The sequence below is a fragment of the Pseudomonas sp. RA_5y_Pfl1_P24 genome, from assembly GCF_963970945.1.
Taxonomy (GTDB): Bacteria; Pseudomonadota; Gammaproteobacteria; order Pseudomonadales; family Pseudomonadaceae; genus Aquipseudomonas; species Aquipseudomonas tritici.
On record NZ_CAXAOJ010000008.1, the window covers coordinates 265,450 to 280,179 of the forward strand.

General features: G+C 60.2%; 11 protein-coding genes. 4 read left to right on the forward strand and 7 right to left on the reverse strand.

Annotated elements, in window-relative coordinates; translation table 11 throughout:
- Nucleotides 1–354 precede the first annotated feature (354 nt).
- From AACY30_RS16030 to AACY30_RS16040, 3 genes are read left to right on the forward strand one after another with little or no spacing between them, the layout of a single operon-like run.
- Entirely contained in the window at nucleotides 355–1,596 is a 1,242-nt protein-coding gene (locus tag AACY30_RS16030; RefSeq protein WP_339540677.1) for an exonuclease SbcCD subunit D C-terminal domain-containing protein, read from the forward strand.
- Nucleotides 1,593–5,231 carry an AAA family ATPase gene (locus AACY30_RS16035; protein WP_339540678.1) on the forward strand — a complete coding sequence of 1,213 codons (3,639 nt, stop codon included), beginning with the start codon at nucleotides 1,593–1,595 and terminating at the stop codon, nucleotides 5,229–5,231. Before AACY30_RS16030 ends, AACY30_RS16035 begins: the two co-directional genes overlap by 4 nt.
- Nucleotides 5,228–5,821, forward strand: coding sequence for a glutathione S-transferase (locus AACY30_RS16040; protein WP_339540679.1), 594 nt, complete (start codon nucleotides 5,228–5,230; stop codon nucleotides 5,819–5,821). Before AACY30_RS16035 ends, AACY30_RS16040 begins: the two co-directional genes overlap by 4 nt.
- A gap of 54 nt (nucleotides 5,822–5,875) precedes the next feature.
- Here the strand turns inward: AACY30_RS16040 and AACY30_RS16045 are convergent, their stop codons facing one another.
- The 6 genes from AACY30_RS16045 to AACY30_RS16070 form a co-directional block, all read right to left on the reverse strand.
- Complete coding sequence (locus tag AACY30_RS16045) at nucleotides 5,876–6,001, reverse strand: hypothetical protein (protein ID WP_339415919.1); 126 nt, start codon at nucleotides 5,999–6,001, stop codon at nucleotides 5,876–5,878.
- Nucleotides 6,002–6,160: 159 nt separating this feature from the next.
- Nucleotides 6,161–6,340, reverse strand: coding sequence for a hypothetical protein (locus tag AACY30_RS16050; RefSeq protein ID WP_339540680.1), 180 nt, complete (start codon nucleotides 6,338–6,340; stop codon nucleotides 6,161–6,163).
- Between the two features lie 156 nt (nucleotides 6,341–6,496).
- Nucleotides 6,497–7,669, reverse strand: a complete 1,173-nt coding sequence (locus AACY30_RS16055; RefSeq protein WP_339540681.1) for a lactonase family protein — start codon at nucleotides 7,667–7,669, stop codon at nucleotides 6,497–6,499.
- Entirely contained in the window at nucleotides 7,659–7,952 is a 294-nt protein-coding gene (locus tag AACY30_RS16060) for a DUF5629 family protein (RefSeq protein WP_339415915.1), read from the reverse strand. Before AACY30_RS16060 ends, AACY30_RS16055 begins: the two co-directional genes overlap by 11 nt.
- Nucleotides 7,953–8,031: 79 nt before the next feature.
- Entirely contained in the window at nucleotides 8,032–10,407 is a 2,376-nt protein-coding gene (locus AACY30_RS16065) for an efflux RND transporter permease subunit (RefSeq protein WP_339471554.1), read from the reverse strand.
- A 15-nt stretch (nucleotides 10,408–10,422) separates the two neighbouring features.
- A complete protein-coding gene (locus AACY30_RS16070) occupies nucleotides 10,423–11,463 on the reverse strand; it encodes a WD40/YVTN/BNR-like repeat-containing protein (RefSeq protein ID WP_339540719.1) in 1,041 nt (346 codons plus the stop codon).
- A 307-nt stretch (nucleotides 11,464–11,770) separates the two neighbouring features.
- Here AACY30_RS16070 and AACY30_RS16075 point away from each other — a divergent pair, with 307 nt between their 5' ends.
- On the forward strand, nucleotides 11,771–12,886 hold the full coding sequence (locus AACY30_RS16075) for a Gfo/Idh/MocA family protein (RefSeq protein ID WP_339540682.1): 1,116 nt from the start codon (nucleotides 11,771–11,773) through the stop codon (nucleotides 12,884–12,886).
- A 111-nt stretch (nucleotides 12,887–12,997) separates the two neighbouring features.
- On the opposite strand, the gene AACY30_RS16080 is transcribed toward AACY30_RS16075, so the two are convergent.
- Nucleotides 12,998–14,701 (reverse strand): AMP-binding protein, encoded by a 1,704-nt coding sequence (locus AACY30_RS16080; RefSeq protein WP_339540683.1) that lies wholly within the window; start codon nucleotides 14,699–14,701, stop codon nucleotides 12,998–13,000.
- Between the last annotated feature and the right edge of the window lie 29 nt (nucleotides 14,702–14,730).

A 14,730-nucleotide genomic window follows, 5' to 3' on the forward strand; every position in this document is an offset into this window, starting at 1 on the left:
TACATGTTCTCTTGACGCATCATTATGCCCCGCTGTGCGGCAGTATGAATCAAAGTTAATCATAGCGACTTACGGTACAGCATCAAGTGCCTGTATCGACATGGGTTGTGAAGGCCAGCAATCCCTATCCCTTTAATTTGCGGGACGTTTCCTAGACAACCCCACGGCCTTGCGCCTGCTCAGTTCACTGGCTAGCCGTCGCTCCGTCGCTGTTTATCAGCGATCGGGTGTTTCTATCTGACACACCGCATTCGCGAGCAAGCCCGCACACAGTTGATCTGTGTCACCCGCAGGCACCGTGTGTGCTTTTACGGGTAAACTCCCCTCCTTTTCATCTATTCCACGGAGTTCGCCTTGCGTCTGTTCCACACCTCCGACTGGCACCTTGGCCAAAACCTCCACGGCCAGGAACGCGATTTCGAACACGCCTGTTTCCTCGAGTGGCTGCTGGGCCAACTCAATGCCCAGCGCCCGGATGTGCTGCTCATCGCCGGTGATATCTTCGACACCGTCAACCCGCCGCTCAAGGCTCAGGAGCGGCTGTATGACTTCATCATCAGCGCCCACGAGCAAAACCCCAAGCTGACCATCGTGATGATCGCCGGCAACCACGACTCCGGCTCGCGCATCGAACTGCCCGCGCCATTGATGCGTCGCCTGCGCACCCATGCGCTCGGTCGCGTGCTGTGGCTGGATGACGGCCAACTGGATGCCGAACGCCTGCTGATCCCCCTGCCGGATGCCAAGGGCAAGATTGCCGGCTGGTGCCTGGCCTTGCCATTCCTGCGCCCGGCGGAAGTCACCGGTGCACACCTGGGTGACGACTACCTGCGCGGTATCGGCCAGGTGCATGAATGGCTGATCGCCGCCGCCAACGCCAAGCGTAAAAAAGGCCAGCCGCTGATTGCCATCAGCCATGCGCACATGGCCGGAGGGTCGGTGTCGGAAGACTCCGAGCGCAGCCTGATCATCGGCAATGCCGAGGCGCTGCCGGCCAGCCTGTTCGATAAAAGTGTCGGCTATGTCGCCCTCGGCCATTTGCACAAGCCGCAGAAGGTCAATGGCGAAGAGCGGATTCGCTACAGCGGCTCGCCGATTCCGCTGTCGTTTTCCGAAATCGGCTACAAGCACCAGATTCTCGACGTGACGTTCCAGGGCCAATGCCTGGTGAGTGTCGAGCCACTGCTGATCCCGCGCTCGGTTGACCTGCAACGCCTGGAGGCCGCGCCGCTGGCGGATATCCTCAAGGTCTTGGCCGAGTTGCCGGACGTCGACCTGCTCGCCGAAACCCAGCGCCACCCCTGGCTGGAAGTACGTGTACGCCTGGACGAGCCGCAACCCGACCTGCGCCAGCAAATCGAAACCGCCCTGCAAGGCAAAGCCGTGCGCCTGGTACGCATCGCCGCCGAATACGCGGGTAAACGCGCCAGCGACAACACGGACGACGAGCGCCTGATCGAGCTCGACCAGCTCACGCCCCAGGAACTGTTCAGCCGCGCCTGGCAGGACAGTTACGGCAGTGAAGTGGATGAACAGACCTTGAAGGATTTCGCCGTGCTGCTCCAGGAAGTGCAACAGGAGGAGCAACAGCCATGAAGATCCTCGCCATTCGCCTGAAAAACCTCGCCTCCCTGGCTGGCCCGTTCGAGATCGACTTCACCGCCGAGCCCCTGGCCAGCGCGGGGTTGTTCGCGATAACCGGTCCCACCGGGGCCGGTAAAAGCACCCTGCTCGATGCACTGTGCCTGGCGCTGTTTGGTGCGGTGCCGCGCCTGGGCGATACCGGCCAGGCCAAGATGCCGGACGCCGACAGCGACATTTCCATCGGCGACCCGCGCACCTTGATCCGTCGCGGCACCGGTGGTGGTTATGCCGAAGTGGATTTTGTCGGCGTCAGCGGCCGCCGCTACCGTGCGCGCTGGGAAGCCAACCGCGCCCGCGACAAGGCCAGTGGCAAGTTGCAGAACAGCCGCCAGAGCCTGATCGACCTGGACAGCGAGCAACTGCTGGCCAGCCAGAAAACCGAATACAAGACCCAGTTGGAACTGGCCCTGGGCCTGAACTTCGAGCAGTTCACCCGCGCCGTATTGCTGGCGCAAAGCGAGTTCAGTGCCTTCCTCAAGGCCAACGATAACGAGCGCAGCGAACTGCTGGAAAAGCTCACCGACACGGCCCTCTACACCCAGCTTGGCCGACGCGCGTTCGACAAGGCCAAAGACGCCAGGGACGCGCACAAGCAGTTGCAGGACCAAGCCACCGGCGTGGTGCCCCTGGCCCCTGAAGCCCGCGCCGAACTGGATCAGCAGTTCGACGCCGCAAACGCCCAGCTCAAGGCCCAACAGGCCCAACTCAAGCAGTTGGAGCGGCAACACACCTGGCTTAAGGAACTGCGCGAATGGCAGGAACGCCAGCTCGCCGCCACCGAACAACTGCAGCGCGCGCAGGCTGATTGGGATGCCCAGGGCCCGCAACGCCAGGACCTGAGTCGCCTGGAGCACTTGGCGCCGCAACGTCATCAGTTCGCCCGCCAAGCCGAACTCAACAGCGTGCTTGCCCCGTTGGCCGTGCAGATTCAGTTGCATATCGAACAACAGGGCCAACTGCATAGTCGCCAGACGCAGGCCGAGCAACAGCAAGCCAGCGCGCAAACCGCGTTGGCCGAGGCGCTGAAAAACCAGGCCGATGCCGTGCCTTTGCTGCGCCAGGCGTTTGAAGAGCAGAGCACCCTCGCCCACTTGACCAAAGAGCTGGTCAAGCGCACCGAGGACAAACAGCAGCACGAACACGCCTGCACCGAAGGCCAGGCCCGGCTTAACGGTCTGCTGGAAAAGCAGAACCAAGTCGCCGAACGCCTCCAACGCCTGGTCACCGAACTTGATCGCAGCGCCGCCCTCGCCCCCTTGAGCGACGCCTGGACCGCCTACCGCGATCGCTTGCAACAGCTGATGTTGATCGGCAATCGCCTGAACAAAGGCCAGGCCGAACTGCCGCAATTGGAACAACGCGCCGCCCACGCAGCCGAACAGTTCACCGCACAACGCGAGGCTCTGGACCTGCTCTATCAGGAAGCCGGTGCCGAGCCCCATGCCGTGGCCGAGCAAATCCAGTTGCTGGCCAGCCTGCTGCAAGACAATCGCAAACAACAACGCGCCTTCGAAGACCTGACGCGCCTGTGGGACAGCCAGCAACAGCTGGACCAGCAAGCCAGCGTACTGACGCAAAAGCTCGCCGATGCCCAACAGCAACGCGAGCAACTGAACCAGACCGGCCTGCAAACCAAAGCGGAGCTGACCATTGCCGAACAAACCCTGGCGGTCACGAAGCAACTGCTTGAGCGCCAGCGCCTGGCCCGCAGCGCCAGTGTCGAGGAATTGCGCGAGCAGTTGCAGGACGACCAGCCCTGCCCTGTGTGCGGCAGCCACGAACACCCGTACCACCAGCCCGAAGCGCTGCTGCAGAGCCTCGGTCGCCATGACGAAAACGAGGAAGCCACGGCGCAGAAAGCCGTCGACTCACTCAAGGAAAAGCTCACCGAGCTGCGCGGCGAAGTCGGCGGTCTGATCGCCCAGCAAAAGGAATACCTGCAACAGCAGGAGCAACTGGCGACGCAACAACAAGCACTCAAGCCCAGCCTGGATGCGCACCCACTGTCGGCCGCGCTGTTCAACCAGGAGGCGGCCAAACGCAGCGCCTGGCTTGATCAACAGTTGAGTCAACTGACCCAGAGCATCGCCCAGGACGAACAACGCCAAGGCGCCCTGCTCAACCTGCAACAAAACGCCGGGCGCTTGCAGCAACAACTGCAAGCCGCCCAGGAAGCAAGCCAGCAGGCGCGTCAATTGCTGGTGGATCAGCAACGCGAGTTGGCCAGCGACCGCGAACGTCTTGAGCAGGAACTGACTGCCTTCGCCAGCTTGTTGCCCGCCGAAACCCTGGAAGGTTTGCGTGCCGAGCCGGCCGCAACCTTCATGCAGCTGGACCAGCAGGTCAGCCAACGCCTGGAACAGCTCGGCCATCAACGCGATGAGCTGGCCGAGCAACAAGAACGCCAACAGGCGATCGAGAAAGAACAGACCCATCAGCAGCATCGTCAGCAGCAACTCGATGCGCTGAATCAGCAGGTCAACGAGTTGGCCGCCCAGCAACAAGCAGCTCAGGACAAACTCGGCGCGTTGCTGGGCGAGCACAGCAGTGCCGAACACTGGCAACAGCAGTTGGATCAGGCCGTGACCCAATCACGCCAGCGTGAAACCGACGCCAACAAGCAGTTGCAAGAGATCCACAACGCATTGATCCAGTTGGCCGCCGATCTCAAGGCCCAACAGGAGCGTCAGCAAGCGTTACACGCCGAGCAGCAATCGCTGGGCACACGCCTCAGCGAGTGGCGCGCCCTGCACCCGGAACTCGATGACGACGGCCTCAACCGTCTGCTGGCCTACGATGACGCCCAGGTCAGCCAATTGCGCCAGCAGTTGCAGCACAGCGAAAAAGCCGTCGAACAAGCCAAGGTCCTGCTGCAGGAACGCGAGCAACGCCTCGCCGAGCACCAGGCCCTGCACAACGGCAACCTCGACGCCGAAGCACTGGACAGCGCCCTGGCCGCGCTCAACCAGCAGTTGGCCGAGGGAGAGAAAGCCTGCGCCGAATTGCGCGCGCGCCAATCCGAAGACCAGCGCCGCCAGGATGCCAATCAGGCCTTCGCCGAGCAGATCGCCAAGGCCTATGACGAATGGCAACGCTGGGCACGCCTGAATGCGCTGATCGGCTCGGCCACGGGCGACACCTTCCGCAAGATCGCTCAGGCCTACAACCTCGACCTGCTGGTGCACCACGCCAACGTGCAATTGCGCCAACTGGTGCGTCGCTACCGCCTCAAGCGCGGCGGCAGCATGCTGGGCCTGTTGGTCATGGACACGGAAATGGGCGATGAACTGCGCTCGGTGCATTCGTTGTCCGGTGGCGAGACGTTTCTGGTGTCGCTGGCGTTGGCCTTGGGCCTGGCGTCGATGGCCTCCAGCACGTTGAAGATCGAGTCGCTGTTTATCGACGAAGGTTTCGGCAGCCTGGACCCCGAGTCGCTGCAGTTGGCCATGGACGCACTGGACGGTTTGCAGGCGCAGGGCCGCAAAGTGGCGGTGATCTCCCACGTGCAGGAAATGCACGAGCGCATTCCGGTGCAGATCCAGGTCAAGCGCCAGGGCAATGGCTTGAGCACGCTGGAGGTCAAGTGAGTGAGGCGTTGCTGTATTCGTTTCGGCGCTGCCCGTATGCGATGCGTGCGCGCCTGGCGTTGCGCTATTCGGGGGTGCCCGTGCGCATTATCGAAGTGAGCCTCAAGGCCAAGCCGGCCGAGATGCTGGCACTGTCGCCCAAAGGCACGGTGCCGGTGTTGAGCGTGAATGGCGAGGTGATCGATGAAAGCCTGGCGATCATGCAATGGGCGCTGGCTCAGCACGATCCGCAGGATTGGCTGCTGCCGGGTAACCCGGCGGTATTGGCGTTGATTGCCGAGAACGATGTGGGCTTCAAGTATCACTTGAATCGATACAAGTATGCCGAACGCTATCCGGAACAACCGATGGAACATTATCGGGCCGAGGGTGAGGTGTTCTTGCGCGCACTTGAGGGATTATTGGCGAATCACGAGTACCTATTCGCCGATCACCCAAGCCTGGCAGACATGGCCCTGGCGCCGTTTGTGCGGCAGTTCGCCCATGTGGATCGGGAATGGTTTACCGGTGCACCGTATCCCCGGTTACAGCAGTGGCTGGAGCGCTTCCTGCAATCGCCGCTGTTCATTGCCGTGATGGCAAAGAACTGACACCCGGCGTCAAAAGGGCTCACTGCAAAGAGCCTGTTCCACAAGCTATTCGGCTTAGCCTTCAACCAGGTTAAGCAACCGCTCACGGGCAATCTCCGGCTCACCGTCCACCCCTTGTATGGAGGACAGGATGGGGGCGGAGTAGAGAACCAGGATGAGTGCGGCGAGTCGGAGTGCCATGCTGTCGATTCCAGGAATAAATGCGTCAATATTTGAGCGTCAAATTTAAACACATGGCAATGTGATATCAATCATTTTTATTCTGCAGATGCACAAACGCCAAACCACTCGAACGAGCCAGGCTTCGTTCCAGTGGTTTGGCGCCTGCTTTTGTGCAGGTTATTGCTGAGTCTTGTGATCCAGTGCGGCGTAGAAGTTGGCACTTTGTTGCAGGTATTTCTGGGTGTAGGCGCTGGTGCTGGATTTTTTGTCGGAGACTTCCACACTGGCCGCCGCTGGCAGGGCAACAGTGGCGGAAACTGCGGAAGCGGCGATGATGGAGAAGAGATTCAAGTTCATGTCGGTACCCCTTGTGTTCGTTTGGTTGAGTGGCCTGGGAAGGCCTTGGAACCAAACTTACGCCCGAGGGTTAAACCTTAGAAATGCTTTGAAACATTAGCCGCTATTAATAAAATTAATACACCGGGTCAGGCCCCACAGTGCGGGGCCTGTGGCTTATTGACGCACCAGGAACTTGAGGTCACTGGGGGCATCAATCGCCAGTTTCTGCACGGTTTCACCCAGCAGACCGGTTTTGGGGTCGCGTTCAACCACCACGATTTCGTTGCTTTTCTGGTTGGCGATCAGCAAAAACTTGCCGCTCGGGTCCAGGCTGAACTCGCGCGGGTGGTCGCCTTCCACGGAACGGCGTTGCAGTTCCTTGAGGTGCGCGGTGGCCGGGTCGATGCTGAACACCAGCAACTGATTGGCCGTGCCACGGTTGCTCACGTAGAGGAATTTGCCATCACTGGACGCATGCAGCGCGGCGCTGGCCTTGTCTGACACCGGTTGCTCGGCCGCCAAATCCACCCGTTGCGTCTGGGTCAGTTGCCCATCTTTGTAGTCAAACACCGCGACCTGTGCGCTCATCTCGGTGGTCAGCCAGGCATGCTTGCCATCAGCGCTGAACAACAAGTGACGCGGACCGCTGCCCGGCGGCAGTTGCACCGACGCCGGAGTGGCCGGGGTCAATGGCAGTTCATGATTGGCCTTGGGGTCGTAGTGATAGGCAAACACCTTGTCTGCGCCCAGGTCCTGCACGAACACGTAGTTACCATCTGGCGACGACACCACCGAATGTACATGGTTGGATGCCTGGCGCTCCGGGTTGACGCGGCTGGCCGGGTGGCCGCTCAGTTGCACCGGGGCTGACAGCTTGCCCTCGGCATCGACCGGCAGCACCGCCAGGCTTCCGCCCGGATCTTCCACTACCGAGTAGTTGGCCACAAACAGGTAGCGCCCATCGGCGGCCACGCTGGAATGGGTGGGCTCGTTGCCAAGGCTCTGGACCTGGTTGATCAAGGTCAACTGATGATTCTTCGGATCAATGCTGTAGCTGCTCACGCGGCCGACCGCATCCTTTTGGCCCGGCCCGTTTTCGTTGACCACAAACAGGTGCTTCTGGTCCTTGGAGACCGTCAGCCATGACGGGTTCGCCGCCTTGGCCGCTAACACCGGCTGGCCTTGGAACGCGCCGGTACGGCTGTCGAATTGCAGGCGGTAGATGCCTTGGCTGGTGCCAGCAGTGTAGGTGCCCACCAGCAGTTCATAGGTGTCGGCCGGCGCGGCTTGCACCGACATCGCGCCTACGCTGCCGGCCATCAGCAGGGGCCAGAATTTACGCATCATCCGCTTCATCCTCGTCGTTGTTGTTGTCGCCCTTGATCGCACTCAGGCAGACCAGACGGTGTTCACCGTCTTCGTTGCTCAAGAGCCAGCTTTGCAAGCTGCCATCAAAGGTGGCGGCGTTCAGTTGATCTGGACTGAACGTCCAACGCTTGAGTTCCCGGCCGTCCATGCTTTCGATCTGCAAGTGCTGATCGAACGTGAAGTCGAAGGCGTGCAGCCCGTTGATGATCAGCATGTCGCTGTCTTTCAGGGCGGTGCTCAGGTTGGGTGCTGCGTCGGTCATGATGTGAAGTCACTGCGGGGGAAAAGACACATGATAGGTCAATTCCCCCGCAGTGCCTTGCGGCAATGGTCTCTATCGGTCAGTGAGCAAACAAAGAATTGCCCTTCTGCCCCGCCAACTTCTCCGGTTTGATCAGGAACCGCGCCAGCGCCGGCAGCAGCCACAGCGCACCAAACATGTTCCACAGCAGCATGAAAGTCAGCATCAAGCCCATGTCGGCCTGGAACTTGATGGCCGAGAAGATCCAGGTGCACACGCCAATCGCCAGGCACAAACCGGTGAACAGTACGGCTTTACCGGTGGACTTGAGCGTCTGGTAGTACGCCTCTTGCAGCGGCAGGCCGGCACGCAGGAAGCTTTCCAGGCGGCTGTAGATGTAGATGCCGTAGTCCACGCCAATCCCCACGCCCAAGGCCACTACCGGCAAGGTCGCGACCTTGACGCCGATCCCCATGAACGCCATCAGCGCGTTGCCGAGCACCGAGGTCAGCACCAGCGGCAGCACGATGCACAGGGTCGCGGCCCAGGAGCGGAAGGTGATCATGCACATGGTCGCCACGCACAGGTACACCAGGATCAAGATGGTCAACTCCGATTCCTTGATCACCTCGTTAGTAGCTGCCTCGATCCCGGCATTACCAGACGCTAGAATGAATTCCAGGCCATCCTTGTTGTTTTCCTTGGCAAAGTCCTGCACCGCATGCACCGCGCGGTCGAGGGTTTCGGCCTTGTGGTCGTTGAGAAACACCAGCACTGGCGCCACGGAGCAGTTGTTGTTGTACAGGCCATCGGCACGGGCGATGGAGTTGTTCAGCACATCCGGGTTGCGCGACAGCGTTTCCCATTTCAGGTTGCCCTCGTTCATGCCCTTGATCATCTGCTTGGACACGGTCACCAGCGAGATCGCCGACTGCACGCCTTCAGTGTTCTGCATCTTCCACATCAACTGGTCGATGGGCGCCATGGTTTCATAGCGCGAGCAGCCTTCGGCCTTGGTCTTGACCATGACCACTAGCACGTCAGAGCTGGTCGAGTAGTTGCTGATGATGAAGTTGTTGTCTTTGTTGTAGCGCGAGTCCGGGCGCAGTTCCGGCGCGCCTTGGTCCAGGTCGCCGATCTTCAGGTTCTGGCTGTACCAGAGGCCACCACCAAAGGCGACCAACGCGAGCAGGATCGAGACTGGCGCCACTTTGGCGCTGGCGAATTTCGACAGCAGGCGCCAGAACGGGTGTTCGCGGTGCGCGTCTTTCTTGCTTTGGGCAATGGCGCGCTTGCTGATGCCGACATAGGAGATCGCCACCGGCAGCAGGATAAGGTTGGTGAACACGATCACCGCCACCCCGATGGACGCGCCGATGGCCAGTTCGCGGATCACGCCGATATCGATGATCAGCAGCGTGATAAAGCCAACCGCATCTGCGAGGATCGCGATCATTCCCGGCAGGAACAGCTGCCGGAATGTGCGTCGCGCCGCCGTCAGCGCGTTGTCGGCCTCACTGGACTGCAGCGCGATGCCGTTGATCTTCTGCACGCCGTGGGAAATACCGATGGCGAAGATCAGGAACGGCACCAGCATCGAATACGGATCGAGGCCAAAACCGAAAAAGTGCATCAACCCGAGCTGCCAGACCACCGCCACCAATGTCGTGCTCAACACCGCAATGGTGCTGCGCAGGCAGTGGGTGAACCACAGCAGCAGAATCAGCGTGATGACAAACGCGATGCCAAAGAACAGCACCACCATCACCAGGCCATCGATCAGGTCGCCGACCTTCTTGGCAAAACCGACGATGTGGATCTTGACGTTGGGGTTCTGCGCTTCGAACTTGTCGCGAATCTTGTCTTCAAGCTCATGGGAGAACTTGCGGTAGTCAAGGGCCAGCAACGTGCCTTGGTCCTGCGGATCCGGGTAAGACTCCAGCAGCGGGATATCGACAATGCTTGATTTGAAATCGTTGGCTACCAGGCGCCCGACCTGGCCGGACTTGAGCACGTTGTTGCGCAGTTGATCAAGGCTTTGCGGCGAGCCGTTGTAACTCTGCGGAATCACTTCACCACCGGCAAAGCCTTCTTCGGTCACTTCGGTCCAGCGTACGCTGGGGCTCCACAGCGACTTGAGGCCCGAACGGTCGACGCCGGAGATGTAGAACACTTCGTCGTTGATCTGGCGCAGAGTCTCCATGTACTCCTTTGTAAAGATGTCGCCGTTCTTGGCCTCCACCGAAATGCGCACCGTGTTGCCCAGGTTGGCCAGGTCGTTGCGGTGCTCCATCATCTTCTCGATGAAGGGGTGCTTGAGGGGGATCATCTTTTCAAAGCTGGTGGACGGGCGAATCAACGTCGCCTGCCAGAACAGGAAAATACTCACCAGCAGGCAGATGACGATCACTGCCGGGCGGTTGTTGAAGATCAGGCGCTCAAGAAAGGTCGCTTTATCGTTGTGATGACTGCTCATTCTTTGCCCGCCTTCTTATTGTTTTGTCGGTTCGGCGCCGGTGGGCATGGCAACACGAACGCCACCCTGCCCGGCCAGAATCAAGTTGCCGTTGCCTGCCGCCGTGACGGCCGACAGCGAAATACGGTCCGGACGATTGAACACGCTGAAGGTCGCCCCATCATCATGACTGATCACCACGCTGCCACCGTTGCCGACGACAACGATGGAACCGTCATCCAGCAAAGTCGCGCCCGACAAACCAAACTCCAGCGCTCCCCGCGCCGCGTTCAGCTCGACTTGTTCCCAGGTGCTGCCGAAATCCGTGGAGCGGTAAAGGTTGCCACGCAAGCCATAAGCCAACAGGGTCTGCGGTTGGGCGGTGCTGATCACGCCAAACAGCGAGCCCTCGTAAGGGCCTTCGAGTTTTTCCCAGGTCTGGCCGTCGTCGCTGGAGCGGAACATGTTGCCTTGCTCACCGACGATGAACAGGCCGGCGTCCTTGATATGGGCGATGGCGTTGAGGTGGAACTGGTCTTCGTTGTCGAGGCGGTCGCTGACGTCGTTCCAGGTTTTGCCGCCGTCGGTGGTTTCGATCAACGCACCGTAGGCGCCGACGGCCAGGCCGTGATTGGCGTCGTTGAACCACACGTCGAGTAACGGGGCTTCGCGTTTGAGGTCTTGATACTGCTGGGTCCAGGTAGCGCCACCATCGGAACTGGCGAGAACTTGCGCATCATGGCCCACCGCCCAGCCCTGCTTCTCATCGACGAAAAACACCGCCGTGAGCAGTTGCCGGGTGGGGACTTTGGCTTGGGTCCAGGTGCTGCCCTGGTCATCGGAATAGAGGATATGCCCGCGATCCCCAACGGCCACCAGGCGCTTGCCGGCATGGACCACGTCGATCATCAGGCCTTTGGCGGCCTTGGGGGATTCAATCGCAAACGCAGGCGTTGCGGTGGTATCGCTGGCTGCCAGTGCGGACGTTGACAACACGCCACCGACCAGCAACGAGAGCGCTGTGGCCAACAACGCAACCGTGCGTGCGGCGCGTGGGCGGCAAACAACCCAACCCATGACAGGCTCACTCATAGACCTTTCTCCCATTTATTATTGTTATCGCCTGCCTTCCGGGGCCTTGAAACCTGCAATCTAGAGCGCCTGGAGGAAGCAGGGGCCATCCTATCGGGCTTTCGAATCGTCTGACAATCGGCGCTACGTTATCTTTTGTTAACTGATGCCGTTTCCCCCTCGCCTGAATATAGCTGCATTCGCTGGGGTGATCTTCGACAGGCTAATGAATTTTTATTCCATATCTTGAATTTAAAGAATTTTTATTCCATTAATAACCTCTCTCAAAATAATAATGCAAAGGACCACGGCAATGCGCGAACTCGGAATCGGCTTGATCGGCACAGGCTTCATGGGCCGCGCCCATGCGTTGGCATTCAACAATGCGCGAGCGGTATTTGAGCTGCCGGTACAGCTCAAGCTGGCCGCCCTGGCCGATGCCGACACCGAGCGTGCCCAGCGCTGCGCCAACGCCTGGGGGTTTGCCCAGGCCCACGGCGACTGGCAGGCGTTGATCAATGATCCCGGCGTCGATGTAGTGGCCATCACCACCCCCAACCATTTGCACTACCCCATGGCCATGGCCGCCATCGCCGCAGGCAAAGCCGTGTACTGCGAAAAACCCCTGGCCGTGAACCTGGAACAAGCCGACGCCATGCGCCGCGCCGCCCGTGCGGCCGGCGTGGTCACGCGGGTCGGCTACAACTATCAGCACAACCCGATGATCACCCTGGCCCGACAGATGATTGCCACTGGTGAGCTTGGCGAGATCATCAGCTTCCAGGGGGAATTCAGCGAAGACTTCATGGCCGACCCGTCGTCGCCTTGGTCGTGGCGTTGCGAAGTGGAACATGCCGGCGGCGCACTGGCGGACTTGGGCAGCCACTTGCTGTCGATGGCACGTTATCTGGTGGGGGATGTAGTCAGCGTGTGCGCCGATACCCACACTGCCCACGCCCAGCGCCCTGCCGTCAAAGGGAGCAAGGATTTGAAACCCATCGCGGTGGACGATCAGGTGCATGCCCTGCTGCGCTTCGCCAACGGCGCGCGCGGCACGGTGAGCAGTAGCTGGCTCAAGCATGGCTACAAGAACCACCTGAGCTTCGAGATCAGCGGGACGAAAGGCACCCTGGCGTTCGATCAGGAGCGCTTGAATGAGTTGCGCGTTTACCGGGTTGGTCAGGAGGGTTTCCAGCGTCTGTTGGCCGGTCCCGCCCTGCCCGGCTATGCGGCGTTCAGCCCGGCTGCGGGGCACCAGTTGGGGTACAACGAGTTGAAAACCCTGGAAGTGCAGGCGTTGATCCTGGCCGTGGCGGGCCAAGGTACGGATGGCACTGACTTTGAGGCGGCATGGGAGGTTGAGCGGTTGGCGACGGCGATTCGCCTGGCTGCCAGGGAAGAACGCTGGGTAGCCGTGAACTCACTCTAAAATCCACCACAGAACTTTGTGGGAGCTGGCTTGCCTGCGATAGCGGTGTAACGGTTACACCGCTATCGCAGGCAAGCCAGCTCCCACATTTGGATCACCTAAACCTTCGAGTCAGCGCAAGGCTCGGCGCAGCACTTTACCCACGGTGGTCTTAGGCAGCTCAGTGGTCCGAAACTCCACATACCTCGGCACCTTGTACCCCGTCAGATACTCGCGGCAATGCGCCAGGATCTGCTCCTGCGTCAGGCTCGGGTCCTTGCGCACCACGATGATCTTGACCTTCTCCCCCGTCACGCCATCTTCCACCCCAATCGCCGCCACTTCCGCCACCCCTGGGTGCAACGCCACCACGTCTTCGATTTCATTGGGGTACACGTTGAAGCCCGAGACCAGGATCATGTCTTTCTTGCGATCCACCAGGCGCATATAGCCACGCTCGTCCATCACACCGATATCGCCGGTCGACAGCCATCCCTCGGCATCCAGCACCTCGGCGGTGGCTTCCGGGCGTTTCCAGTAGCCCTGCATCACCTGCGGCCCGCGCACTTGTAGTTCGCCCTGCTCGCCAATCTCGGCCAGCTCCCCGTCTTCACGGATAAACCGCACCCAGGTCGACGGCAATGGCACACCGATGCTGCCGGTGAATTCCATCTCGCGCATGCGCGCAATATTGATCGGGCTGATGCTCACCACCGGCGAACACTCGGTGAGGCCATAGCCTTCGATGATCGGCAGTCCGGTGACTTCCTTCCAACGCTTGGCCACTGCGGTGTGGGTGGCCATGCCGCCCGCGATTACCATGCGCAGGTCGGAAAAGTCCCGCGCGCAAAACGCCTTGTTTTCCAGCAAGCCATTAAACAACGTGTTGACCCCGGCAATGCCGTTGAAGCGCTCCTTGCGCAGGATCATCTGCACCCGCTTCACGTCCCGTGGGTTGGCAATCAGGATATTGCGCCCGCCCAGGCACATGAACATCAGGCAGTTCACCGTCAGCGAAAAGATGTGGTAAAGCGGCAGCAAGGTGACGTTGGTTTCCTGCTTGTGCTGGTCCAGTTGGTCACCGACCCAGGCCTTGGCCTGCAGCAGATTGGCGATGATGTTGCGATGGCTGAGCATCACGCCTTTGGCGTCGCCGGTGGTGCCGCCGGTGTATTGCAGGAAAGCCAGGTCATCGAGGTGCATTTCCACCGGAAAATGATTGAGCCCGCGCCCCTGTTTCAAGGCCTGATTGAACCGCACCGAGCCGCGCAGATTGAACGCCGGCACCTGCTTTTGCACGCTACGCAGGATAAAGTTCATCGCTGCGCCCTTGAAGGTGCCGAGCAAATCGCCGATGGCCGCGATTACCACGCGCTTGACGCTGCTGCCGGCAATGACTTTTTCCAGGGTATGCGCGAAGTTTTCGAAGATCACCACGGTCTGCGCGCCGCTGTCCTTGAGCAAATGCTTGAGTTCATGAGAGGTGTACAGCGGGTTGACGTTGACCACCACCGCGCCGGCCAGGATCGTTCCCAGCAGGCAGATCGGGTACTGCAAGCAGTTGGGCATCATCAACGCGACGCGGTCGCCCTTTTGCACACCCTGGCCCTGCAACCAGGCGGCGAACGCAATACCTTGCACCTGCCAGTCAGCGTAGGTCATTTCGGTGCCGATGCTCACATACGCCACACGCTCGTGGAATTTCTCCAAGTGTTCGAGGAACACCTCGCGCAACGATGGGTAATCTTCAATCGCGGCATCGATATCCGCCGGGACGCCAGGCAGGTAAGCGTCAAGCCAGATGCGTTCGGTTTGTTCCAGGCTTACAGCGTTCATGGCAGTCTCCTTATTGTTGTTTTTGATAG